This window comes from Streptomyces sp. PKU-EA00015 (genome assembly GCF_013387495.1).
Lineage (GTDB): Bacteria > Actinomycetota > Actinomycetes > Streptomycetales > Streptomycetaceae > Streptomyces.
Genome location: NZ_JABZEE010000021.1, coordinates 41118 through 65277, shown reverse-complemented (window position 1 = coordinate 65277; position 24160 = coordinate 41118). Strand labels below are relative to the sequence as shown.

The window sequence follows — 24160 nt, the reverse complement described above, 5'->3', positions numbered from 1 at the left end:
GACGTAGGGCGGGCGCCCTGGGGCGTCAGACGGAAAGACGTCAGACGGAAGAGGCCTCAGACGGAAGGCGCGTCGGCCCCGCGCTGCGCCCTCGCGCGGCGGATGTAGTACCAGGCCATGTTCGACGACAGGCCGGCGAGCAGCACCCAGACGATCCCGAGCCACATGCCCTGTGTGAAGGACAGCACCGCCGCGGCGACGGAGAGCGCGCAGACGACGAGGGAGTAGAGGGCGAGGCGGGGCATGGGGTGCGGCTCCTGTCGGGTCCTTCGGAGGGGGTGAGTCCCTCCAGTGTCCCCCATGCCCCGCGGCTCCCGGACCCCGGTCGCGTCCGGGATCCGGTCGCGGCGCCGGTCACACATCGGTGACGCGCAGCCCCGCGTGTGCCTTGTAGCGGCGGTTCACCGAGATCAGGTTGGCGACGAGCGACTCGACCTGGTGCGCGCCTCGCAGCCGGCCGGCGAACACTCCGCGCATCCCGGGGATGCGGGCGGCGAGCGCCTGGACGATGTCGGTGTCCGCGCGGGACTCGCCGAGCACCATCACATCGGTGTCGATCTCGTCGATCGACTCGTCCTGGAGCAGCACGGCCGACAGGTGGTGGAAGGCCGCGGTCACCCGCGAGTCCGGCAGCAGCGCGGCGGCCTGCTCGGCGGCGCTGCCCTCCTCCGGCTTCAGCGCGTACGCGCCCTTCTTGTCGAAGCCGAGCGGGTTGACGCAGTCGACGACGAGCTTGCCCACGAGCTCCTTCTGCAGCGTCTCCAGCGTCTTGGCGTGGCCGTCCCACGGCACGGCCACGATCACGATGTCGCTGCGCCGGGCGCACTCGGCGTTGTCGGCTCCCTCGACGCCGAGGCCGAGCTCCGCCGCGGCGGCCTCGGCGCGCTCGGCGGACCGCGAGCCGATGATCACGCGCTGGCCCGCCTTGGCCAGCCGGTAGGCGAGCCCGCGGCCCTGGTCGCCGGTGCCGCCGAGGACACCCACGACGAGGCCGGAGACGTCGGGGAGGTCCCATGGGTCCTTGGCGGGGGCCTTCGGCGCGGTGCCCGTGCTGTCATTCGAAGTCATGGCCCGACCTTACTTCCTGGTACACGGCTCCCGAACGGGTGAGCCGGGACCGACCCCGCCCGCGGCCGCGGGCCCGTGGTGCAGGATGCGGCTCCATGGATGCCGTACGTGTCGCGCTGCTGCGCGAAGTCCTCGCCGGGACCGAGTGGCCGGCCGCGACCCGGCACTTCGCCGCGGTGCTGCGCACGTCCGTGGTGCAGCGGGGCGGCGGGCTGCTGCTGGTGGGCACGCGGGAGTACGAACCGTGGCATCTGGCCGCGCATCTGGTGGACGAAGCGGCCTGGTCGGGTCTGCCGGAGCTGGAGCCGACGCTCGTACGCCACCGGGTGCGCCCCGGCGACCCGGTTCATCTGACCGTCGGGCTCGGCAGGCTGGAGGCGGCCCGTCGGGGCGAGACGCTGCTGGTCGTGGCGCCCGAGCTGCCCGACGCGGGCTTGCTGGAGCGGGTGCACGACGCCCGGCGGGCCGGTGCGACGGTGCTCGCGCTGGACGGTGGCGAGCCGGAGGTGCAGGGCCTGGCGCACGAGGCGCTGACGGTCCCGGCGGCGGGGCCGGAGGACACGACCGCCGAGATCGACATGGACATGGTGCAGCACCTGGTGAGCGCGGCGGCCGGGGAGAACGGCGGGCCGATGCGGCGGGGGCGCCTGCGTTTCCGCGACCGGCTCTCGCGGCTGGCGGACCAGCTGACGGAGCCGCCGCCGGCGCGCTGGTAGCGCGGCGGGGCGTCCGTGCGGAGGCGGTTCGGTTGCCCCGAGCATCGGGAAGGGGCGGGGAGAACACCCGCGCAGCGGCCCCGCCCCCGCCCCTACTCGCCCTCCGGGCGCGACGCCGCCCCGTCGTGCCAGCGCGGGTCGTTCTCCCACTCCAGGTTCCGTTCCCGCGCCGTCTCCATCGCGTGCTCCGCCTCCGCGCGGGACGTGTACGGCCCGAAGCGGTCCTTCGCCGGGCACTCCGGGCCTTCCTCGACCTTCTTGTGCTGCAGGCAGTAGTACCACTCGCCCGGTTTGCCCACCGTGCGCTTCTTGAACAGGGCCATCGTCGGCTCCTTCCTCCAGGGCCATGCTGCCCCATGGGCCTGGGCCTACGCCCGGCGGCGGGCAGGACGCCCCCGGTTAGACTCGCGGCATGTCTGGCCAGTCGCTGCTCGTTCCCGGGGTGGTCTCCCCCACCCGTTCCGTCCCCGCCTCCATTGCCCGTCCCGAGTACGTGGGCAAGCCCGCGCCGACCCCGTACACCGGACCGGAGGTCCAGGACTCCGACACCATCGAGCGGATGCGCATCGCGGGGCGCATCGCCGCGCAGGCGATGGAAGAGGCCGCCAAGCACATCGCGCCCGGCGTGACGACGGACGAACTCGACCGCGTCGCGCACGAGTTCATGTGCGACCACGGCGCCTACCCGTCCACGCTCGGCTACCGCGGCTTCCCCAAGTCGCTGTGCTCCTCGGTCAACGAGGTGATCTGCCACGGGATTCCGGACTCCACCGTCCTGCGCGACGGTGACATCGTGAACCTGGACGTGACCGCCTACATCAACGGCGTGCACGGCGACAACAACGCCACCTACCTGTGCGGTGACGTCGACGAGGAGTCGCGGCTGCTGGTGGAGCGGACGCGGGAGTCGCTCAACCGCGCCATCAAGGCGGTCAAGCCGGGCCGGCAGATCAACGTCATCGGCCGGGTCATCGAGTCGTACGCGAAGCGCTTCGGCTACGGGGTGGTGCGCGACTTCACCGGCCACGGCATCAACTCGTCGTTCCACTCCGGCCTGATCGTCCCGCACTACGACGCGGCACACGCGACCACTGTCATCCAGCCGGGGATGACGTTCACCATCGAGCCGATGCTGACGCTGGGGACGTACGAGTACGACATGTGGGCGGACGGCTGGACGGTCGTCACGAAGGACCGCAAGCGCACGGCGCAGTTCGAGCACACACTGGTGGTGACGGAAACCGGCGCGGAGATTCTCACGTTGCCGTGACCCGACAGGCGGGTAGCGTTTTACCGACAGGACGTCGGGAACGGGTTGTCTCAGACGAACCTGAGCAGCCCTTCGGCCCTGGAGGCACGCCGTGGACGCAAACGGCACACCCTTTTCGACGCTCATCCGCGTCGCCTCGCACGAGCAGCACACCCAGGTCGGGACCTCCTCGTTCATGAGCGGTCTGCTGGACGGCAGGCTCGGGGTCGCGGCGTACGCGCGCTACACCGAGCAGCTGTGGTTCGTCTACCGGGCACTGGAGGACGCGGCCGGGACGCTGCGGGACGATCCCGTCGCCGGACCCTTCGTCCGGCCCGAGCTGATGCGCGCGCCGGAGCTGGAGCGCGATCTCGCGCATCTGCGGGGTCCCGGCTGGCGCTCGGGCGTGCGCGCGCTGCCGGCGACCGCCGCGTACGCCGCGCGGATCGCCGAGTGCGCCCGCGACTGGCCCGCCGGGTACGTCGCCCACCACTACACCCGCTACATGGGGGACCTGTCCGGCGGGCAGGTCGTCCGCGACCGGGCGGAGAAGGCGTGGGGCTTCGCGCACAAGGGCGACGGCGTGCGGTTCTACGTCTTCGAGGCAGTTCCCAACCCGGCGGCGTTCAAGCGGACCTACCGCGCGCTGCTGGACGCGGTCGACGCGGACGACCTGGAGAAACAGCGGATCGTGGACGAGTGCAGGCGGGCGTACGACCACAACAGCGCCGTGTTCCGCGAGCTCGACGCCGAGTTCCCGCTCAGCGCGTGATCGCCCGGGTCCCGGACGCCGGGGGGCACGGTCAGGGCATCGTCACCGCGTGCGGAAGGCGGGACCGCTCGGCGCGCCGCAGAGGCGCGATACGGCCCACGCTCCCGTGCGCCGGCTGCCCCTCGGACGCGGGCCGTGCGAGGCGCACGCGACCGCCGATCTCGACGATGCCGTCCGGTCCCGGCGCGGTCAGGATCTGTGAGCCCCTGCCCTGGGTGATGTTCAGCGCCCGGCCCAGCCGGTCGGTGAGCAACAGGGCCGCCGCGCCGGTCGCCTCGTCCTCCACGATGGTGTCCTCGCGCCGCGGAAAGGCCCGCGCCCGCACCCGTCCGGCCGCCTCGTCCTCCCACGCCCAGGCGTAGAGCCAGCCCTCTCCGGGCGGCGGCGCGGGCAGGGCGTCGACCTCGGCGGCGGACGCGTACTGCACGAGCTGCCGCGGCGGCGCCCAGTCGGCACGGGCGGTGATCCAGGTGAACTCGCCGTCGTGGCGTGCCCACACCTCGCCGGCCGGCGGGCGGACCGCGTCGAGGTCCAGCAGCCAGGCCGTGCCGACGAGCGGGTGACCGGCGAACGGCAGCCGCAGACCCGGCGTGTAGATGTCGACGACACCACGCTCCTCGTCGTCGACGAAGACGGTCTCGCTGTAGCCGAGTTCCGCGGCGAGCGCCTGCCGGGACACCTGGTCCGGGTAGCGGCGCGCGTCGCGGACGACGCCGAGGGCGTTGCCGAACCGGCCGTCGCCGGCACAGAAGACCTGGAGGACGTCGATGACGTCGGACACGTCGCGTTGGTTCACGCGGGCATTCAAGCACCCGCGTCCGGCGAATTCTTCACCTGGACGGGCGGGATGCGTCACGGTGTGGGTGCTGTATCCGGTCCCGGCGCCCGGCCTGTTCCCGGCCCCGGTAGGGTTCGGACGGTCAGTGCGGGGCGAGGAGCAGAAGGCAACCGATGAGAAGGCTGGGTCGGGCGGCGACGGGGCTCGCGGCGACAGTGGTGCTGTCCCTGACGGCGAGCGCGTGCGTGACAATTCACGGAGAGCTGGAAGTCGTCCCGTCGGCGACGGAGGCCGAGGCCGCGAAGGCGCTCGCCGACTTCACCGCGGCGTACAACAAGGCGGACAAGGCGTACGACCCGGCCCTCGACGCGCAGCACGTCACCGGGGCGCTCGGCGCCATCAACCAGGCGGGCCTGAAGGCCCGGCAGGTCAACTTCCCCGACGGCAACCCGCAGCACGTCCCGCTGGAGCTCGCGGACGCCACGTACGTCATCCCGAAGAAGGCGGGCTGGCCGCGCTGGTTCGTCGCGGACACGGACTCCAACCGCGACCGGGACGACGGCGGCGTCCAGGACAACCGCTGGCTCGTCGTCTTCGTGAAGGCGGGGGTCCAGGACACCTGGAAGGCCGCGTACCTGGCGATCATGTCGCCGAAGGCGATCCCGGCCTTCAAGCGGGACCAGGACGGCCACGCGGAGCCGGTCGCGCCGGACGACGCCGCGCTCGCGGTCGCGCCGCGCAACCTGAGCGAGGACTACGCCTCGTACCTGCAAAGCGGCACGCCGGAGCACTTCAAGGCGGGCCCGCACACCTCGGGCTGGCGCGAGACGCGCAAGAAGAACGCGTCCCTGCTGGGCATGTCCACCCAGTACATCGACCAGCCGCTGGACACCGGCGCCTTCGCGCCGCTGGGGCTCGTCACCCAGGACGGCGGCGCGATGGTGTTCTTCTCGGTGAAGAACTTCGAGCGTCAGACCGCCGCCAAGGGCGTGCGGCTGAAGGTCGTCCCGGATGTGAAGGCGCTGCTCACCGGCGAGGTGAAGTCCACGATCACCAAGGAGCGGGTCTCCAGCCAGGTGGTCACAGTGCCTGTGGGCAGCGGCGGCGGACAGCCGGACATACTGGGCAGGCTGACCGGCTTGACGGCGGCCAAGGGCTCGTAGGGGACCACGCGGCGCGGCCTACCCTCGGCGTGTCCGGCGGTACGCACACGAGGCACCCGCGCCAGGGGATGGTGTACGCGGGCGGGCACGTGGCACTCGGGGCCAACGGGCCATGCCCGCACGGGAGTCGGGCGCGCGCAGGGACGCCCCGTGTGCGGTCGGCGCGAAAGGCCGACGCCCGGGGTCAGCGGCCCAGCGGCCAGGCGGCCTCGTGGCGGCCGGCGTACTCGTCCTCGCCCGCCGCGTAGCGCGCACACGCGTCCGTCAGCGTCTCCAGGAGGGTCAGCGGATCGGGCAGCGGATGCTCCACGCCGCGCACCCAGACCACTTCGGTCTCGCCCGGCAGACGAGCGGGCGGCACCAGCACGTAGCTGCCCCGGCAGTGCCAGCGCAGGCCCGGGTGCTCGTCCATGGTCTCGGGGTGGCAGTCCAGCTCGCAGGGCCACCACTCGTCCTCGTCCTCCGGCGTGCCGCGCGTCGCCGTGAAGAACAGCATCCGGCCCCGCTCCCCGGCGCCGCCGGACTCGGCGACGGGACCGACGTCCACGCCCTGCGCCAGCAGCCGCTCCAGAGCACTGCGACCGGCGTCCAACGGAACGTCCAGGACGTCGTGGACCATGCCGGTCGCGGTGATGAAGTTGGCCTCGGGCTGGTTGCGGGCCCAGCGCTCGATCTGTTGCCGGTCGGTGGTGGACTGCGTCTGCCAGGCGAAGGACACGGGATGCGTGGCCGGGATGGGACAGCCGATGCGCTCGCAGGAACAGCTGGGACCCACGGGATACGCGGCGGGCGCGAGCGGCAGTCCGGCAGCAGCGGTGGCCAGGAGCAGGGCCTCGCGCTGCGAGCCCTCCGCCTCCGTGTTCCCGGTGCGGCGGCGCAACCACTGGGCCAGCCTGCTCTCCCGGGACGTCCTGCCCTCCGTGCCGCGGAAGCGGCCGATACCGTCGCCCATCTATCCCCTCACACCTCACGCTCGCCCCATGCGGACAATGCCATGGTCCCACCATCCTGCGCTGCCGGTGGCCACTGTCCCCAACCGGGGTGCCTGCTCATGTGTTCCCGGCGCGCGCCGGGCGCGCCGGTGCGGGGCCCCGGCGCACGGCGGCTCAGGGGTGCTTCGGGGTACGACCGTTCCGGGAGTGCGGTGCTTCAGGGGCGCGGCGCGAGGCCGTTGACGGCGTAGTCGACGAGCGCGTCGGCGTAGTCGTGGGTGAGCGGCAGGGTCCGCAGCAGCCAGCGGTGCGCGAGGGGGCCGGTGAACAGCTCCAGTGCGATGCGCAGGTCGATGCCACGGCGCACCTGGCCCGCGTCCTGGGCGGCGCGCAGCCGGGTGACGTAGAGCTGGAGCTGCGGTTCGAGGAGCTTCTCCACGAACTGGGCTCCGACCTCGGGGTTCACCACACCCTCGGCGGTGAGGGCGCGGGCGGGGGCGTCGTAGGCGGGGCTGTTCATCTCGTCCACGGTGGCGCGCAGCACCAGGCGCAGGTCGGCCTCGACGTCACCGGTGTCGGGGATCTCGTACTCGCCCCCTCCCGCCTCCTCGGCGGCCTGCTCGGCCAGGTCGAGGAACGCCTCCAGCAGGACGGCGGCCTTGGAGGGCCACCAGCGGTAGATGGTCTGCTTGCCCACGCCCGCGCGGGCGGCGATGCCCTCGATGGTCGTCTTCCCGTAGCCCGCCTCGCCGACGAGGGCGAGCGCGGCCTCGTAGATCGCGCGGCGGGAGCGCTCGCTGCGGCGGGAGGAGTCGGGTGTCCTGGCCTCGGTCATGCCGTCAACCTACCAACCGGAAAGACGAGACGTCTCGCCTAGGGCTGCGCCGGTGCATCCCGCCGAACCACCCCTTCTGCAGAGGGCGGCGCGCCCGCCCAGGCCGCACCATGGCTCCACGCACAACCGTGCCCCCCGCCGCCGTGAGGAGCCCGCATTGCCTCGTGACGCCTCGCCACGCCGTTACCTGATGTGCCCACCCGCGCACTTCGAGGTGACGTACTCCATCAACCCGTGGATGGACCCCACCAAGCCGGTGGACCGGCCGCTGGCACAGCTCCAGTGGGAGAGCCTGCGCGACCGCTACCTTTCGCTCGGCCATCGCGTCGACATCCTTCCGGCCCGGCCGGGACTGCCGGACATGGTCTACGCGGCGAACGGCGCAACCGTCGTCGACGGCCGCGTGCTCGGCGCGCGTTTCGCCCATGCCGAGCGGGCCGCCGAGGCCGCGCACCACCTGGACTGGTTCCGGGCGAACGGCTGGAGCGACGTCCACGAGCCCCGGCACGTCAACGAGGGCGAGGGCGATTTCGCCGTCACCGCCTCCTGGATCCTGGCCGGGCGCGGCTTCCGGTCCAGTCCGCTGTCGCACGCCGAGGCCCAGGAGGTCTTCGGCCGGCCCGTCATCGGGCTCGACCTCGTCGATCCGCGCCACTACCACCTGGACACCGCGCTCGCCGTCCTCGACGACAGGACCGACGAGATCATGTACTGGCCGGGCGCGTTCTCGCCCGGCAGCCGCGCGGTGCTCGCCCGGCTGTTCCCCGACGCTCTCGTCGCCGACGGGAGCGACGCGGCGGCCCTCGGCCTCAACGCGGTGAGCGACGGCCGCCACGTGCTGCTGCCGCAGGCGGCGGTCGGCCTCTTCCCGCCGCTGCGCGCGAGGGGCTTCGAGCCGATCGGCATGGACCTGGGCGAGCTGCTCAAGGGCGGCGGCAGCGTGAAGTGCTGCACCCAGGAGCTACGCCCCTGAGGCGTTGGCCCCGTCACCGTCGTGGGGCGGCCACGTGTCGCCCCACGCCGCGTCGCGTGCCGCGCGGTACCGGTCGCCGTGCCGCTTGGTGACCGTCTCGCGGCGCAGCGCCTCGTCCTTCGCGCACAGGTCCAGCAGGACCAGGCCCTTGCGGATCTGCGGCTTGCGGATCACCCGGGCGTCCGCCGGAGCGGCGGGGAAGCGCACGGCCGCGACATAACTGAACTTCTCGTCCTCGTAGGCCAGCGAGCCGCCCTTGACCTGCCGGTGCAGGGACGAGCGGGAGACACGGGCCGAGAAGTGGCACCAGTCGGCGCCGGGCTCTATGGGGCACGCCGCGCTGTGGGGGCAGGGGGCGGCGACGGTGAGGCCTGTCGCGATCAGCGCGTCGCGGGCCTCGATGATCCGCTCGTAGCCGTCGGGCGTCCCGGGCTCGACGATCACGACGGCCTGCGCCGCACGCGCCGCCTCGGCGACCACGGCGGCCCGGTCGGCCTCGGACAGCTCGTTCAGGACGTACGACACCGTCACGAGATCGGTGCTCTCGATGCGGAGCGCCGAGCTGATCCGAGAGCGCTGCCAGCGCGCGGCCCGCAGCGACGGGAAAGGCGAGGCGAGCGCCAGCTCGCGGCCCAGCTCCAGCGCGGGCTCCGCCCAGTCGAGCACCGTCGTCTCCGGCGCCGACTCCTCCCACGCGTCGGCCACCGCCCAGCTCGCCGCGCCCGTGCCGCCGCCGATGTCGGTGTGCGTGGCCGGCGTCCACACGGGCGCCGCCCCGCGCAGCGCCGCGAGCGCGGACCGTACGGCCTCGAAGGTCGCGGGCATCCGGTACGCGGCGTAGGCGGCGACGTCGGAGCGGTCGCGGAGCACGGGGGAGTCGGTCGGGGTGGTGCCCCGGTAGTTGGCGATCAGCCGCTCGACGGCCTGCGCGGCCTGCCGGGGCGGCAGGCCGTCCAGCAGCCCGGCGAGGGCGCCGCGCAGGGTCTCGGCGGTGGGGGCGGAGGCGTTCACCGAAAGATTCTAGGCACGTCCGGCCTGCCGGAACGGGCGCGCACGGACGGCCCAGGACGCCACCTCCGCGCCCTGCGGCGAACTGCCCCGCGTCCGGGGCCTCTTGCCACGCTGCCGCGCCATGCCCGCGGCGCCATGCCGGCCGCCGCAGGCCCCGACCCACTGCCCGCGCACGTACGCGTGCCGGACGCGGAGATCTCGGGCCTCTTCACCTGGACGGACCCCGGGACCGGCGCCACCTGCTCGGCAGCCCCCGCCGGCGGGCGTAGGGCTCAGCCCTCGGCGGCAGCCGCGGACGGGCCGGACCGGTCGCGCTGCCAGGGGCGGCACAGGACCGCGAAGCACGCCAGCGCCGCCACCCCGCAGCACAGTTGGACCACGGCCATGGGGACCGCCGTCGCCTCGCCCGCGATGCCCACCAGCGGAGACGCGACCGCGCCGACGAGGAACGACGACGTGCCGATGAGGGCCGAGGCCGAACCGGCCGCGTGCGGAGTGCGCAGCAACGCCAGGGCCGTGGTGTTCGGCGAGGCGAAGCCCATCGCCGCCGACAGCACGAACAGGCCCGCGGCCACCGGCACCAGGCCCACCTCGCCGAACACGCCCGCCGTCATCAGCAGCAGCACCGCGGCCGCGAGCGTGAGCACCGTCAGCGCCACGGCGACCACCTTGTCGAGGCCGACCCGCCCGACGAGCAGCTTGCCGTTGATCTGCCCGGCCGTGATCAGTCCGACCGCGTTGAGGCCGAAGAGCAGGCTGAACAGCTGGGGCGATGCCCCGTAGATCTCCTGCATCACGAACGGGGACGCCGAGATGTACGCGAACAGGGCGGCGAAGGCGAGTCCGCCCACCAGCATGTAGCCGGTGAAGGCGCGGTCGCCGAGCAGTCCGCGCATCGTGCGCAGCGCCTCGCCGACCCCTCCCCCGTGGCGCCGTTCGACGGGCAGCGTCTCGTCCAGCCACTTCGCCACGACGAGGGTGAGCACGAGGCCGACGGCGGCGAGGACGACGAAGATGCCGCGCCAGTCGGTCAGCCGCAGCACCTGGCCGCCGATCAGCGGCGCGATGATCGGCGCCGCCCCGGAGATCAGCATCAGGGTGGAGAAGAACCGGGCCATCTCGATGCCGTCGTAGAGGTCCCGGACCACGGCGCGGGCGATGACGATGCCGGCGGCGCCCGCGAGGCCCTGCACCAGGCGGAAGCCGATGAGGAGTGCGGCACTGGGGGCGAGCGCGCAGACCACGGTGGCGACGACGTACACGGTCATGCCGATGAGCAGCGGCCGCCTTCGTCCCCACTTGTCGCTCATCGGCCCGACGACGAGCTGTCCCAGCGCCATGCCGGCGAGGCACGCGGTCAGCGTGAGCTGCACGGTCGCGGCGGGTGCGTGCAGGGAGTCGGTGACCTGCGGCAGCGCCGGCAGGTACATGTCCATGGACAACGGTGCAAGGGCGGTGAGCCCGCCCAGCACGAGCGTGACCAGCAGACCGACGCGGCGGGTGGCCGCGGCTTGCGCACGGGGCCCGGTGACGGGAGAGGAAAGTGCCGGATCGGCTTCGGGGACGGGTCCTTGGGGGCTCTGGCCGCTCTCCGGCATCGACAGCTCCGTTCTTTGAATTCAACGAACCATGCTCTCAGCTCGTCCGTTCGCAGCGACTCCGGAAGCAGTGGACTTCGTCACTCGGACGCTCCGGCGCCGGGTCCTGATCCGCAGGCGGCCCCGCTGGACGGCACCCTCGCCTTAATGCGGACGCTCGACGCGGCGCTGTGACCGCGTCGGCGTCCGCTTCCCGGAGGAGTTCCCGGTGAGTGAGCGTCAGACCTGCCGCAGACCGGGGTCGCCGGCCTCGGTCACGAACGACGCGGACGTGGTGATCGACCCGCCCGGCCTGGTGACGAAGTCCATCGAGCGGAAGTCGGCGCGCGCCTGCTGCTCGCCGAGGGTGACGGTCACGTAGCCGCGCCGCCCGTTGTAGAACCTCATGTGCGGGTTGGCCTTGGTGTAGGTCTCCCAGGTGGCCGGCCGGTCGGCGCCGTCCTTGCCGCTGGAGACGGACGTGGCGACGATCTCGGTGCCGACGGTCTTCGCGCCGGGCGTCTCGTAGTCGCGCTTGATGTCGTAGGCGTACGCGACATGGACGTCGCCGGTGAGGACCATCAGGTTCTCGATGCCGGCGGCCTCGGCGCCGTCCAGGACACGGTCGCGGGAGGCCGGGTAGCCGTCCCAGGCGTCCATGCTGACCCTGGCCGGCTCGATCAGGTCCAGCTTGCGCTGCGAGAAGTTGACCTGCTGCGGCACGACGTTCCACACGGCGTCGGAGGCGCGCCAGCCGTCGATGAGCCAGCGCTCCTGCGTCGCGCCGATCATCGTGCGCGACGGGTCCTCGGACTCGGGGCCCGGGGCGTGCGCCTTGTCGCCGTACGCCTGGTCCGAGCGGTACTGGCGGGTGTCGAGGACATCGAACTGCGCGAGCTGCCCGAAGTGCAGCCGGCGGTAGAGGGTCATGTCCGGGCCGGTGGGCTGCTGGGGGGCGCGCAGCGGCTGGTTCTCCCAGTACGCGCGGTACGCGGCGGCCCGGCGCAGCAGGAACTCCTCCGGCGGCACGTCGTTCTCGGGCGTCTCGTCCGCGTAGTTGTTCTCGGTCTCGTGGTCGTCCCAGGTGACGACGAAGGGGTGGGCCGCGTGCGCGGCCATGAGGTCGGGGTCGGACTTGTAGAGGCCGTACCGCAGCCGGTAGTCCTCCAGCGTGACCGTCTCGCGGTTGACGTGGGCGGGCAGCCGGCGGTCGGTGTAGTTGCGGGCGCCGCCGACGGCGTTGACGGCGTACTCGTAGAGGTAGTCGCCGAGGTGGAAGACGACGTCGAGATCTTCGTCGGCGAGGTGCCGGTACGCCGTGAAGTAGCCGTCGTGGTACGCCTGGCAGGACACGGCGGCCAGCTTCAGCTCGCCGATCCGGGCGCCGCGGGCGGGCGCGGTGCGGGTGCGGCCGGCCGGGCTGATCCAGTTCCCGGCGCGGAAGCGGTAGTAGTAGACGCGGTCCGGGTCGAGTCCGGTGGCCTCCACGTGGACGCTGTGGTGAAACTCCGGGTGGGCGGTGGCGCTGCCGCGCTTGGCGATCCTGGTGAAGCGCGCGTCGTGCGCGAGCTCCCAGAGGACCTGGAAGCGGGCCTGCGGCAGACCGCTGCCGGGCTCCAGCGGGCTGGGCGCGAGACGCGTCCACAGCACGACGGAGGAGGGCTGCGGGTCTCCGGAGGCGACGCCCAGGGTGAACGGGTCCGCGGTGATCTTCCGGCCGTCGGCCTCGGCGGCGTGCGCGGTGCCGGGCAGGCCCACGCTGAAGGCGAGCGCGGCCGCCGCGGAGGTGACGGTGAGAAAGGTGCGGCGGCCCAGGTGCCGTACGGCCGCCGCTCTGAGCTCGGGTGCGTGATTCCGGTGCGACGCGGGTGTCATGTGGCCCTCCCCTTGCGGCTGTTGTCAGTCGCATTGGAGTGGCCGGTGACGAATCGACGTTGTCGGGGACACCACATCCGTATGGCGGTCGGATGAGTTCCGTGTAGGGCACAGGCGCGTACGCTGCGCCCCATGAACGCTGTACGGAGGATCGCGGTGGTGACGGGCGCGGGCTCGGGCATCGGCCGGAGCGTGGCGCTGGAGTTGGCGGCCGCCGCGAAGGACACGGGCGCCCGGCCCGGCTGGGCGGTCGCGCTGGCGGGCCGGCGCGCCGAGGCGCTGGAGGAGACGGCGGCCCTGGCGGGCCCGGACGCCGACGTCCTGTGCGTGCCGACGGACGTGACCGACCCGACCGCGGTGGACGCGCTGTTCGCGACGGTCCGCGACCGCTACGGCCGGGTGGACCTGCTGTTCAACAACGCGGGCACGTTCGGTCCCGGCGGCATCCCCTTCGAGGACGTGCCCTACTCCGCATGGCGCAAGGTGGTGGACGTCAATCTGACGGGTGCTTTCCTGTGCGCGCAGGCGGCGTTCCGCCAGATGAAGGACCAGGACCCGCAGGGCGGCCGGATCATCAACAACGGCTCGGTATCGGCGCAAGTACCGCGCCCGCATTCGGCGCCGTACACGGCGACGAAGCACGCGCTGACCGGGCTGACGAAGTCGATCTCACTCGACGGGCGCCCGTACGCGATCGCCTGCGGCCAGATCGACATCGGCAACGCGGCGACCGAGATGACCCAGGCCATGCAGGCGGGCATCCTTCAGGCGAACGGCGAACTGGCGGCCGAACCGGTGATGGACGCGGCCGATGTGGCGCGCACCGTACGGCACATGGCGGAGCTGCCTCTGGAGGCGAACGTGCAGTTCGCGACGGTGCTGGCGACGAACATGCCGTTCATCGGCCGCGGGTGAGCCGCGGCGGGGCGCGGCTGAGGGCCGTCGCGCGGCCCGGCGGGCCGGGAGCCGGCCCCGACGGCTGAGGGCGGGACCGGACTGATCCGGCCTGATCCAAACGAAAGACCCTAGGCCTGCCCGGTCTCGAAGCGGCCCACCTTCCCGTCCTCGACGGTGAAACGCCACGTGGTGCGCATCTCGCCCCAGGTGTCGTTGCGGTAGCGGGCGACCAGGCCGAGCCCGTCGGCGGTCTGCTTCTCGACGTCCATGTGACCGTTCGACGAGAAGATCTCGTTTTCGGTCCAGTCGTCGACGTCCCGCTCGCTGCCGTCGTCGGACATGGTGGCGCCGGGCGTGAGCGCGGCACGGAAGCTCTCGCGGTCGTGGGCGTTGACCGCGGTGACGAAGGCGCGGACGGCGGGCTCGGTGAGTTTGCTGACGGCGATGGGCACGGCGGTGGTCCTTCCGCTCACGGGTGGGTCGCCTCCATCGGTACACCGCCCCGCCGCGCGGCACCTTCCGGCGGCGGCCACCCGGGCGTCGGCCCGCTCGCCGGGGCGGATCAGTCCTTGTAGTCGGGGGCGATCCGGTCGAGGAGCCGCAGCATCGCCGCCCACGCCAGGTCGTACGCGTCGTCGTCCTGGAAGTCTGCGTCCGCCTCGCCCGCGAGCTGCCGCGCGGTGTACTCGCACACCTCGGCGGGCGGCAGGATGAGCGGCCCGCCGCCGGCCTGCGCGGTGACCTGGATCTCGCACGCCTTCTCCAGGTAGTACATGCGCAGGAACGCCTGGGCCGCGCTCTCACCCACCGTCAGCAGGCCGTGGTTGCGCAGGATCAGCGCCGGGTGCCCGCCGATGTCCGCGACGAGCCGCCGCTGCTCGTCGAGGTTGAGGGCGACGCCTTCGTAGTCGTGGTAGCCGACGCGGTTGTGGAACTCCATCGACATCTGGTTGAGCGGCAGCAGCCCGCCCTCCTGCGCGGCGACGGCGCAGCCCGCCTTGGTGTGGGTGTGCAGGACGCAGTGGGCGTCCGCACGGGCGGCGTGGATGGCGCTGTGGATGACGAATCCCGCCGGGTTCACCGGGTACGGGCTCGGCTCGACCGGGTTGCCCTCCAGGTCGATCTTCACCAGGTTGGAGGCGGTGATCTCCTCGAAGAGGAGCCCGTAGGGGTTGATGAGGAAGTGGTGCTCGGGGCCCGGCAGCCGCAGCGAGATGTGGGTGAAGATCAGGTCGGTCATCCGGAAGTGCGCCACGAGCCGGTACACGGCCGCGAGTTCGCGGCGCAGCCGCAGTTCCTCGGCGGCAGCGGCGGCAGCGGCGGGGGCGGTGGTCGTCACCAGGTCGGCGGTCATGCGGTGGCTCCTCAGGCGGGGACGGCGGTGGACGGGTCGACCACGGGGGTCAGCGGGCGGCCGGTGCGCAGCCAGGCGATGACGTTCTCGGCGGGCTTGCACACGTACGCGCGGCGCGAGGTGTCGGAGAGGTACGCGCTGTGCGGCGACAGCTGGATGCCCGGGTGGCGGCGCAGCGCGTCGCCCGCGGGCGGCGGTTCGACGGGGAAGACGTCGAGCGCCGCTCCGGTGAGCCGCCCGCTGTCGAGGGCGTCCAGCAGGGCGGACGGGTCGACGAGTTCGCCGCGGGCGACGTTGACGAGGAAACTGCCGGGCCGCATCCGTCCCAGCAGCCGCGCGCCGGCCAGCCCCTGGGTCCGCGGTGTGAGCGGGACGTGCAGGGACAGCACGTCGGAGTCCGCCGCGAGCGCGTCGAGGCCGGCGTACCGCCGGACGCCGGCCGGCCAGTGCCCGTCCGCCGCGTGCGGGTCGTACGCGGCGATCCGGCCGAAGACCGGTGCGGCGAGAGCGGCCAGGTGGCGGGCGATGCGGCCGAGACCGACCAGGCCCAGGGTCAGGTCACTGGCCCGGCGCGGCAGTTCGGCGGCCGCGAACTCCGCGTTCCAGCCGCCGGACCGGACGACGGCGTCGGCCTGCGGGAGCCGGCGGACGAGCGACAGGGCGCTCGCGAGGGCGTGGACGGCCACGTCCTCGGTGGCCGCGTCCGGCAGGTTGGCCACCCACAGGCCGCGGCGCCGGGCCTCCGCGGTGTCGACCATGTCGAAGCCGGCGGACATGGTGGCCAGGATCCGCAGCTCCGGCAGGCGGTCGAGCAGCGCGGCGTCGATGCGCGCGTAGCCGACGATCAGCGCCACGGCGTCCGTTCCGGCCCGGGCGATGACCTCGGGGTCGCGGCTGTCGGCGACGCGTACGTCGAAGCCGGCGTCGGCCAGCAGCCGGGCACCGGGCCCTGGATCGAGGTCCTCGGTGTCGGTGAAGACGACGACGGGCCGCCCCATACGATCCTCCACAGATGATTCGTCGGTAAGTGATGCACTGAACTTACGATTCGTTCTCCATGATTGTCCACACCTGTCCGCTGCGGACGTCAGTGAGGCCCGTCACCGACGGGACCCTCGGCACCCGCGGTGCCCGAGAATGTCAGCGGACCTCGGCGCGGCACGCGCCGGGGCCACCGAGCCGAGGGGATCAGCCCAGGTGGATCTGGACCGCATCGACCTGGCCGTCGTCCGCGAACTGCAGACCGACGGCCGCCTCACCTACGAGACGCTGGCGCAGCGCGTGGGCCTGTCGAGGCCGGCGACCCGCGCACGCGTGCAGCGGCTGCTCGAGTCCGGGGCCGTACGGGTCGTCGCCGTGGTCCATCCGGCCGTGCGCGGGCTGACGGCCTCCGCGCACCTGTCCATCGACACCCACGGCCCGGCGGAGACCGTCGCCCGCGAGATCGCGGCGATGCCCCAGGCGCCGTTCGTCACGCTCACCGCCGGGCAGCGCGCCGTCATGGCCGAGCTGCGCACCGAGGACTTCGACGCGCTGGACCGGGCCATCGAGCGGGTCCGGTCGCTTCCGGGCGTCTCGGCCGTCGACCCGCTCATCAGCATCGAGCACCTGAAAGACCCGTACCTGCTCGCGGCCACGCCCGGCGTGAACGAACTCGACGAGACGGACCGGCAGATCCTCGACGAGCTGGAGCGGGACGGGCGCCTGCCCTTCGCGGAGCTCGCCGAACGCGTCGGCCTGTCCCCCGGTGCCACGCGCTCGCGCACGCTGCGCCTGCTGGACGGCGGCGTGGTGAAGGTGCTGGCCCTGGTGCGTCCCGAACTGCTGGGCATGGGCTACCTCTGCGGCTTCGCGGTACGGGTCGAGGGGGCGCGGGATCCGGTGGCCGACGCCCTGGCCGGCCTGGAGCGGGTGTCGTTCCTGTCGGCGTGCGTCGGCCGGGCGGAGCTCGTCGGCACGATCACGGCGGAGTCGCTCGCGGCGGTGCGCGCCACCCTCGACGACATGCGGGGCCGCGCGGGCGTGCGCGGGGTGGAGAGCTGGGTGCACCTGGAGCTGGTGAAGGAGCGGTACGACCTGGGCGCTCCGGCCACCTGATCCCCGAGCGACGCCCTCGACAGACGAATCCGTAAGTGAGAGAGCAGAAAACTTCCGAAGAGTTATTCAATCCAAGGTCTGGCCAACTTGTCGTTCGTTATCTATCGTCCTGACGAACGAATCAGCCGATGCGTGTCGTCCCCGACCCCGGCACCCTCCTCCTTGGCCGAAAGCAGGACCCCATGCACCACCCCCTCGCCGATGCCTCCGCCGACCGCACGCTGCTGGTGACGGGCGCCGACGTGGCCGCCCCCGCCGGCGCCGGCCGTGCGGAGGCGCTCGCCGTGCGCGGCGACCGGATCGTCCACGTCGGCACCGCCGACGACGCCCGCGCGGCCCTCGGCGGCCGGGTGGACGAGACGCTGGAACTGGACGGCGGCCTCGTCCACCCCGGCTTCGTCGACGCCCACTGCCACCCCGTGATGTACGGGCAGGCGCTGGCCTGGGTCGACTGCCGCCCCGAGCGCGTCCCCGACATCGAGACCCTGGTCGCGGTGCTGTCCGAGGCCGCCCGTGAGCTGCCCGCGGGTGTACCCGTGCGCGGCTTCGGCTACGAGCACCGACGCCTCGCCGAGCGCCGCCACCCCACCTGCCACGACCTCGACCGGATCGCCACCGACCGCGAGGTGTACGTGATGAACGCCTCCGGCCACGGCGGCGTCGTCAACACCCGTACTCTGCACGCCTGCGGCATCACCGCGGGCACCCCCGACCCGGACGGCGGCTCCATCGGCCGCTTCGAGAACGGGGAGCCGGACGGACAGCTGTGGGACGCGGCCTGCGACCGGCTCACCGGCCCCGGCGGGGTGAAGATCGGCAACCACGGCCCGAACTTCCACCTCTCCGAGCCGGACGACATCATGGCCGACCACCTGCTGCGCGCCCAGGAGACCTTCCTCGCCGCCGGTGTGACGACGGTCGGCGACGCCCAGGCCTCGCGCCGCGAGATGGAGACGTACCTGCGGGCCCGCGAGAGCGGCGCGCTGCGGATGCGCGTCTCGGCGTACCTGACCTCGGCCCTGCTCGACACGGCCCTCGAACTCGGCGTGGTCCACGGCTTCGGCGACGACCTCTTCCGCGTGCAGGGCGTCAAGTTCTACGCGGACGGCACGCTCGGCGGCTGGACGGCCTACTTCCCCGACGGGTACGCCGCCGACTGCTGCCACCACGGGCAGCTCTACCACTCGGCCGAGGAGTACGCCGAGATCGTCCGGCGCGCCCACGGCGCCGGACTGCAGACGGCGACCCACGCCCAGTCGCCGTTCGCCATCGGCATGGTGCTCGACGCCGTCGAGAAGGCGCAGGCGGACGTCCCGCGCTCCGGCATGCGTCACCGCATCGAGCACTGCGGGCTGCCCACCGACGAGCAGATCACCCGCATGGCGGGCCTCGGGGTCGTACCGGTCATGCAGCCGCAGCACCATCTGCGCACCGGCGACGGCACGCTCACCGCGGTCGGCGACCTCGGCCACCGCTACAACCCCGCGGGGCCGTGCCTGTCCGCCGGTGTGCCCGTGGTGTTCTCCTCCGACGCACCGGTCGCACCGCCCGCGCCGCTGGAGGCCGTCTCGGCGGCCGCGACCCGGCGGACCGTGCTCGGCACGGTGCTCGGCGACGAGTCGCTGCGCCTGCCCGTCGCCGACGGCCTGCACGCCCACACCGCCGCGGCCGCGAGGGCCCTGCACCGGGAGGCGGCCGTGGGCTCGCTCGCGCCCGGCATGCTGGCCGACTTCGCCGTCCTGGACCGCGACCCGCTGCTCGCCGACCCTTCCGAACTCGCCTCGATCGGCGTGCGCGAGACCTGGATCGGCGGCACGCGGGCCTGGGCCGCCCCCGGCCGCTGACCCCCGCCCCCCGCTCGCCCTCCCCGATCCCCGTCCCCGCTCCCCGCTCCTCGCTCCTCGCCGGAGGCCCCCGTGTCCCAGCCAGCCACGCCCACGAAGCCGCAGAACCCCCTGAGAGCCGCCTTCGCCGCACTCGTGGGCACGTCCATCGAGTGGTACGACTTCTATGCCTTCGCCACCGCGGCCGCGATCGTCTTCGACGACGTGTTCTTCCCGGCCGACATGCCGCCGCTGCTCAAGACCCTGTCCGCGTTCGGCACGTTCGCCGTCGGCTTCCTGCTGAGGCCGCTCGGCGGCATCGTCTTCGGCCACATAGGCGACCGCGTCGGACGCAAGAAGACCCTGGTCATCACCCTGCTGATGATGGGCATCGCGTCCTTCGCGATCGGCCTGCTGCCCACCTACGCCCAGGCCGGCGCCCTCGCCCCCGCCCTGCTGATCGTCCTGCGCCTGATCCAGGGCATCGCGATCGGCGGCGAGTGGGGCGGCGCGGTGCTGGTCGCCGTCGAGAACGCCCCCACGGGCCGGGCCACCTTCTTCGGCTCGTTCGCCCAGCTCGGCTCCTCGGTCGGCGCCCTGCTGTCGACCGGCGCCTTCTCGCTGATGAGCCTGTGGGGTGACGAGGCGTTCACCGCCTGGGGCTGGCGCGTGCCGTTCCTCGCGTCCGCCGTGCTCGTCGTCATCGGCCTCGTCATCCGGCTCAAGCTGGAGGAGGCCCCGGTCATGGAGGAGATCCGCGCCCAGCGCACCGAGCGGGACAAGCTGCCGGTGCTGGAGGTCTTCCAGACGTCCTGGCGCACGGTGCTCGTCGGAGTCTTCGCCCTGGCCACGGCCACCGGCGGCTACTACGTCGTCACCAGCTACCTGCTCACGTACGGCACCGGTGAACTGCACCTGTCGGAGGCGATGCTGCTCAACGGCCTGACCCTGGCCGCCTTCGTGGAACTGGCCGTCACCCCCGGCCTGTCCTGGCTCGGCGACCGCGTCGGCCCGCACAAGGTCGTGATCGGCGGCCTGGTCGGTGTGGTGGTCCTGGCCGTGCCGCAGTTCCTGGTGATGGGGACGGGGAGCGTCTTCCTGATCTACGCGATGATGCTGGCGATGCGGTTCGTGATGTCGGCGCTGTACGGCCCGATCGCGGCGATCCTCGCCGAGGGCTTCGCACCTCGCGTCCGCTACACCGGGATCTCGCTGTCCTACCAGATCTGCAACATGATCTTCGGCGGCTTCGCCCCGCTGGCGGCGGTCTCCCTCACCGCCCTGGCCGGCGGCCACTACTGGCCTGCCGCTGCCCTGCTGATGACCATCTCGGTGATGGGCATCTGGTGCACGGCACGGCTGCGCGCCATGCGGTCGCGCGACGCCGGCGTCCCCGCCGACCACGGGGCCGCGGCGGTGACGACGGCGGTCTGACCGAGGACGGGGATACGGCGAGGGGCCCGCGACACCAGGTCGCGGGCCCCTCGGCCACGTCATGGCGGCAGACGAGTCGGGCTGTACGCCGGGTTCTGTCCCCCGGGACCTCGCGGTCGTCGGGGCGACGGCCATCCATCTAGGACCGGCGTTGCCGCCGGCCTCATGCGGTCTACCCGCGGACTCGGGCGGGCAGCCCTCGAACGTCCGCGCAGGGCCACCGAAGTGGCCCCTCTTGACCTTGCTCCAGGTGGGGTTTACCTAGCCGCCTGAGTCACCTCAGGCGCTGGTGGTCTCTTACACCACCGTTTCACCCTTACCGAGGACCGAGGTCCCCGGCGGTCTGCTTTCTGTGGCACTGTCCCGCGGGTCACCCCGGGTGGGCGTTACCCACCACCCTGCCCTGTGGAGCCCGGACGTTCCTCGGGGAGATCCTTCGCAGGACCCCCACGCGGCCGCCCGCCCGGCTCGTCTGCCGTGGCGACCATGCTACCTGGCGTTTCAGAGGAACTCGGCGGTCTCCAGGTCGAAGCCGAAGGGCTCGGGGAGGGTGAGGGGCTTGCCGAAGGGCGCCAGGTTGTGCCGGCGGTAGTCGCCGTCCTCGGGCTCGCTGAAGAGCGTCATTGTGGAGGAGTCCCGGTCGACAAGGAGGTAGCGCGGGATACGGGCACGCGCGTAGCAGCGCCGCTTGGTCTCACGGTCGATGTCCGGACGGGACAAGGTCACCTCCAGCACCATGGACACCCCGGCACAAGGCATCCAGGGGGCCGCGCCGGTGTAGAGGCTGAGATCGCCCGGCGCGAACGTGCCGTCGGGGATGACGTGGTCTCTCGGCCCGCCAGGGGCCTCCTCCAGCATCAGGCCCTTGTGCCCGGAGAAGTCCATGTCAGTCAGTGACCGCCGGTACACCTGCCTGACGATCTCGCTGATGCAGTGCTCGTGGTCCCCGTTCGGGGGCGGTGTCACAACGATCTCCCCCTCGATCAGTTGCGCGCGAAAGCCTTCGGGCGTCTCCAGCGCCATGAAACCTTCCAGCAGGAAGTCGGCCTGCGTCTGCGCTTCGTACGTGTCGATCACGTCGTCAGCGTCGGACATCGAGGCACCCGCCGTCCGTGAGATCGGGGTCGTTCCTTCGATCGTGGCACAGGACGGCGGTCACGTGACCGTGTGCGGGCGACGCTTGACCATGACGTTCTCGCCGACGACGCCCGCGCCTTCGCCGAGGCCCTGCGCGAGGCCGTCACGCGGGAGCGAACAGCACCTTCGCGCGGACCGGGTCGGCCTGTGTGAGCCGCACCCGCAGCCGCTCCCCCAGGGGCAGGCCGGCGCCGTCGCTCTCCACCCGGGCCACCACCGCCGGGTCCTCCAGGTGGACGGTGCCGACGGACGGCTCGTTCTCCTTGACGTCGACCACCACCGCGTCGAAGACCTCGCCGACGCGGTCGCGCAGCACGGCCGCCTCCACGATGTCGACGTACCCGCGCTCCGCCGTGCCCGCCCGCCGGGACCCCTCGGCCATCTCCCTGGGCAGCTCCTCCAACGCCTCGCTCACCCACGGCGGCGGCTCCTGCCCTGCCACCGCCGCCAGGCACAGCTCACCGGCGTAGCGGTCCACGAGGCGGCGCAGCGGCGCGGTGCAGTGCGTGTACTCGTCCGCGACGGCCGCGTGCACGGCGGGCGTGGGCAGCACGCCTCCGGTGAACGCCGTGTACCCCGCCCCCCGCAGCAGCGTCGTGCACTCCTGGAGGAAGGCCGCGTGCCGGCCGTCGTGCGGGTCGAGGGAGCGCACGAGCTGCGCGTACGAGACGTGGTGCGGCCAGTCGATGTGCAGCGCGGTCGCCGAGCGGCGCAGCCGGGCCACCGCACCGTCGGGAGCGGTGGGCAGCGTGCGCAGGATGCCGGTGCCGTACGCGACCATCAGGTCGGCCGCGGCCATGCCGGTCAGCAGGGAGATCTGGGCGTTCCACGCCTCCGCGGGCAGCGGGGCCCGGTACTCGAGGGCGTAGGTGCTGTCCTGCTGGACGACTTCCTGCTCGGGGACGTTGAGGGAGATCCCGCCGCGTTCGACCTCCAGTGCCTCGCGCAGGGCGCCGATCTCCTTGAGCAGGGCGAGCGGCTCCTCGGCCGTGCCGGCGTCGATCTGGTGCTGCGCCCCCGCGTAGTCGAGCCCGGCCCGGCTGCGGACGAGGGCCCGGTGTACGTCCGTCGTCACGGCGCGGCCCTCGGCGTCGAGGTCGATGCGCCACAGCAGGGCGGGCGCGGTTTGGCCGGGGAGCAGGCTGGCTGCGCCCTCGGAGAGCAGCGGCGGGTGCAGCGGGACCTTCCCGTCGGGGAAGTACAGGGTCTGCACCCGGCGGTGGGCCTCGGCGTCCAGCGCCCCGCCGGGCGTGACGAACGCGGCGACGTCGGCGATCGCGTACTGGACGCGGAAGCCGCCGCCCTCGCGCCGGGTCAGGTGCATCGCCTGGTCGAGATCGACCGAGCCCGGCGGGTCGATCGTGAAGAACGGGATGCCGGTCTCGTCGGATCCGGGCAGGCGGGGTGCGCGGGCGGCCTGTTCCGCCTCGGCGAGTACCGCGGCCGGGAAATCCTCGCCGACGCCGATCGTCGCGCGCAGCTCGCGCAGGGCGGCGCGCAGCGGCGGGGCCTCGGCTGCGCCGGTCAGACGGATGGGGCGGCGGGGCATGGACCGAGCGTATGGCGGGGCGGGGGCCGTGGCATTTCGGCGGCCCGCCCGCTTTGTAGGCTGGCTCGGGGGCCGCACCCCCTCCCCCCGTACGTCATGAAGGAGATCTGCCGTGCTCGTGCTGTTGCCGCCGTCGGAGGGGAAGGCCGCTTCCGGCCGCGGGGCGCCCCTGAAGCCCGAGTCGCTGTCCCTTCCGGGGCTCGCCGAGGCACGCGCCGCCGTCCTGGACGAGCTGGTCGAGCTGTGCGCCGCGGACGAGACGAAGGCCCGGGAGGTTCTTGGCCTCAGCGAGGGGCTGCGCGGCGAGGTCGCGAAGAACGCGGGGCTCCGGACGGCGGGTACGCGTCCGGCCGGCGAGATCTACACGGGCGTGCTGTACGACGCGCTGGGCCTGGCCATGCTGGACGCGGCCGCCCGCCGGCGGGCCCGGCAGTCGCTGCTGGTGTTCTCCGGGCTGTGGGGCGCGGTGCGTCTCGGCGACCGCATCCCCTCCTACCGCTGCTCGATGGGCGTGAAGCTGCCGGGCCTGGGCGCGCTCGGTGCGTACTGGCGGGGCCCGATGGCGTCGGTGCTGCCGGACGCGGCCGGGGACGGGCTGGTGCTGGACCTGCGGTCGGCGGCGTACGCGGCGGCGTGGAAGCCCAAGGGGGAGATCGCGGCGCGTACGGCGACGGTGCGGGTGCTGCACGCGCCGACCCGGAAGGTGGTCAGCCACTTCAACAAGGCGACGAAGGGGCGGATCGTACGGAGCCTGCTGGAGGCGGGGACGGCGCCCGGGTCGCCGGGCGAACTGGTGGAGGCGCTGCGGGACCTCGGGTACGTGGTGGAGACACCGGCGACGGGGAAGCTCGACGTGCTCGTGTCGGAGATCCACTGAGTCGTTGCACAGGACGCAACGCTCGTTGCGCTAGATGCATGTC

Annotated in this window: 24 protein-coding genes and 1 other RNA gene; 10 read left to right on the top strand and 15 right to left on the bottom strand. The window is 72.8% G+C overall.

The annotated features are described in order from the left end of the window. Positions 1-56: 56 nt before the first annotated feature. Together HW130_RS15325 and npdG are read right to left on the bottom strand one after the other, a co-directional pair. Positions 57-245: a hypothetical protein gene (locus tag HW130_RS15325; RefSeq protein WP_177150116.1), complete on the bottom strand. Its 189-nt coding sequence runs from the start codon at positions 243-245 to the stop codon at positions 57-59. A gap of 109 nt (positions 246-354) precedes the next feature. After that, a complete protein-coding gene (gene npdG, locus HW130_RS15320; protein WP_177150115.1) occupies positions 355-1068 on the bottom strand; it encodes an NADPH-dependent F420 reductase in 714 nt (237 codons plus the stop codon). A 95-nt stretch (positions 1069-1163) separates the two neighbouring features. Here npdG and HW130_RS15315 point away from each other — a divergent pair, with 95 nt between their 5' ends. Further along, entirely contained in the window at positions 1164-1784 is a 621-nt protein-coding gene (locus HW130_RS15315) for a hypothetical protein (protein ID WP_177150114.1), read from the top strand. Between the two features lie 92 nt (positions 1785-1876). On the opposite strand, the gene HW130_RS15310 is transcribed toward HW130_RS15315, so the two are convergent. After that, a complete protein-coding gene (locus HW130_RS15310) occupies positions 1877-2107 on the bottom strand; it encodes a hypothetical protein (RefSeq protein WP_177150113.1) in 231 nt (76 codons plus the stop codon). A gap of 89 nt (positions 2108-2196) precedes the next feature. On the opposite strand from HW130_RS15310, the gene map reads away from it, so the two are divergent. After that, entirely contained in the window at positions 2197-3054 is an 858-nt protein-coding gene (gene map / locus HW130_RS15305) for a type I methionyl aminopeptidase (RefSeq protein ID WP_177150112.1), read from the top strand. Between the two features lie 91 nt (positions 3055-3145). Continuing rightward, positions 3146-3805: a heme oxygenase (biliverdin-producing) gene (locus HW130_RS15300; protein WP_177150111.1), complete on the top strand. Its 660-nt coding sequence runs from the start codon at positions 3146-3148 to the stop codon at positions 3803-3805. Between the two features lie 31 nt (positions 3806-3836). Here the strand turns inward: HW130_RS15300 and HW130_RS15295 are convergent, their stop codons facing one another. Continuing rightward, positions 3837-4601 (bottom strand): PhzF family phenazine biosynthesis protein, encoded by a 765-nt coding sequence (locus tag HW130_RS15295; protein WP_177150110.1) that lies wholly within the window; start codon positions 4599-4601, stop codon positions 3837-3839. Between the two features lie 155 nt (positions 4602-4756). Between HW130_RS15295 and HW130_RS15290 the strand changes: the two genes are divergently transcribed. Further along, on the top strand, positions 4757-5746 hold the full coding sequence (locus tag HW130_RS15290; RefSeq protein ID WP_177150109.1) for a hypothetical protein: 990 nt from the start codon (positions 4757-4759) through the stop codon (positions 5744-5746). Positions 5747-5930: 184 nt separating this feature from the next. Here the strand turns inward: HW130_RS15290 and HW130_RS15285 are convergent, their stop codons facing one another. Together HW130_RS15285 and HW130_RS15280 are read right to left on the bottom strand one after the other, a co-directional pair. Then, positions 5931-6698: a bifunctional DNA primase/polymerase gene (locus HW130_RS15285; protein ID WP_177150108.1), complete on the bottom strand. Its 768-nt coding sequence runs from the start codon at positions 6696-6698 to the stop codon at positions 5931-5933. 197 nt (positions 6699-6895) lie between these two features. Then, the gene (locus tag HW130_RS15280; protein WP_177150107.1) at positions 6896-7513 is read right to left on the bottom strand and encodes a TetR/AcrR family transcriptional regulator; all 618 of its coding nucleotides are present in this window, start codon (positions 7511-7513) and stop codon (positions 6896-6898) included. A gap of 76 nt (positions 7514-7589) precedes the next feature. Between HW130_RS15280 and ddaH the strand changes: the two genes are divergently transcribed. Beyond that, complete coding sequence (gene ddaH, locus HW130_RS15275) at positions 7590-8486, top strand: dimethylargininase (protein ID WP_375256540.1); 897 nt, start codon at positions 7590-7592, stop codon at positions 8484-8486. Here the strand turns inward: ddaH and HW130_RS15270 are convergent. The 3 genes from HW130_RS15270 to HW130_RS15260 all read right to left on the bottom strand — a co-directional run bounded on the left by HW130_RS15270 (position 8475) and on the right by HW130_RS15260 (position 12949). Continuing rightward, complete coding sequence (locus HW130_RS15270; RefSeq protein WP_177150105.1) at positions 8475-9497, bottom strand: small ribosomal subunit Rsm22 family protein; 1023 nt, start codon at positions 9495-9497, stop codon at positions 8475-8477. The two genes, ddaH and HW130_RS15270, sit on opposite strands and share 12 nt — an antisense overlap. Positions 9498-9769: 272 nt before the next feature. Next, positions 9770-11095, bottom strand: coding sequence for a multidrug effflux MFS transporter (locus HW130_RS15265; RefSeq protein WP_177150104.1), 1326 nt, complete (start codon positions 11093-11095; stop codon positions 9770-9772). A gap of 219 nt (positions 11096-11314) precedes the next feature. Next, positions 11315-12949: an alkaline phosphatase gene (locus tag HW130_RS15260; protein WP_177150103.1), complete on the bottom strand. Its 1635-nt coding sequence runs from the start codon at positions 12947-12949 to the stop codon at positions 11315-11317. Positions 12950-13081: 132 nt separating this feature from the next. On the opposite strand from HW130_RS15260, the gene HW130_RS15255 reads away from it, so the two are divergent. Further along, positions 13082-13864, top strand: a complete 783-nt coding sequence (locus HW130_RS15255; RefSeq protein WP_177150102.1) for an SDR family oxidoreductase — start codon at positions 13082-13084, stop codon at positions 13862-13864. 110 nt (positions 13865-13974) lie between these two features. On the opposite strand, the gene HW130_RS15250 is transcribed toward HW130_RS15255, so the two are convergent. The 3 genes from HW130_RS15250 to HW130_RS15240 form a co-directional block, all read right to left on the bottom strand. After that, positions 13975-14319: a nuclear transport factor 2 family protein gene (locus HW130_RS15250; protein ID WP_375256538.1), complete on the bottom strand. Its 345-nt coding sequence runs from the start codon at positions 14317-14319 to the stop codon at positions 13975-13977. An 89-nt stretch (positions 14320-14408) separates the two neighbouring features. Continuing rightward, on the bottom strand, positions 14409-15200 hold the full coding sequence (locus HW130_RS15245) for a class II aldolase/adducin family protein (RefSeq protein WP_177150101.1): 792 nt from the start codon (positions 15198-15200) through the stop codon (positions 14409-14411). Between the two features lie 11 nt (positions 15201-15211). After that, positions 15212-16198 (bottom strand): C-terminal binding protein, encoded by a 987-nt coding sequence (locus tag HW130_RS15240; protein WP_177150100.1) that lies wholly within the window; start codon positions 16196-16198, stop codon positions 15212-15214. Between the two features lie 139 nt (positions 16199-16337). Between HW130_RS15240 and HW130_RS15235 the strand changes: the two genes are divergently transcribed. The 3 genes from HW130_RS15235 to HW130_RS15225 all read left to right on the top strand — a co-directional run bounded on the left by HW130_RS15235 (position 16338) and on the right by HW130_RS15225 (position 20554). Beyond that, positions 16338-17297, top strand: a complete 960-nt coding sequence (locus tag HW130_RS15235; protein WP_218183548.1) for an Lrp/AsnC family transcriptional regulator — start codon at positions 16338-16340, stop codon at positions 17295-17297. Positions 17298-17479: 182 nt separating this feature from the next. After that, positions 17480-19141: an amidohydrolase gene (locus tag HW130_RS15230; protein ID WP_177150099.1), complete on the top strand. Its 1662-nt coding sequence runs from the start codon at positions 17480-17482 to the stop codon at positions 19139-19141. 72 nt (positions 19142-19213) lie between these two features. Beyond that, positions 19214-20554, top strand: a complete 1341-nt coding sequence (locus HW130_RS15225; protein WP_177150098.1) for an MFS transporter — start codon at positions 19214-19216, stop codon at positions 20552-20554. A gap of 68 nt (positions 20555-20622) precedes the next feature. Here HW130_RS15225 and rnpB read toward each other — a convergent pair. From rnpB to HW130_RS15210, 3 genes are all read right to left on the bottom strand, one after another. Then, an RNA gene (rnpB, locus tag HW130_RS15220) (RNase P RNA component class A) lies at positions 20623-21025 on the bottom strand. Between the two features lie 30 nt (positions 21026-21055). Further along, positions 21056-21649, bottom strand: coding sequence for a Uma2 family endonuclease (locus HW130_RS15215; protein WP_177150097.1), 594 nt, complete (start codon positions 21647-21649; stop codon positions 21056-21058). A gap of 145 nt (positions 21650-21794) precedes the next feature. Then, complete coding sequence (locus tag HW130_RS15210) at positions 21795-23240, bottom strand: RNB domain-containing ribonuclease (protein WP_177150096.1); 1446 nt, start codon at positions 23238-23240, stop codon at positions 21795-21797. A gap of 112 nt (positions 23241-23352) precedes the next feature. Here HW130_RS15210 and yaaA point away from each other — a divergent pair, with 112 nt between their 5' ends. After that, entirely contained in the window at positions 23353-24117 is a 765-nt protein-coding gene (yaaA, locus tag HW130_RS15205) for a peroxide stress protein YaaA (protein ID WP_177150095.1), read from the top strand. Positions 24118-24160 lie beyond the last annotated feature (43 nt).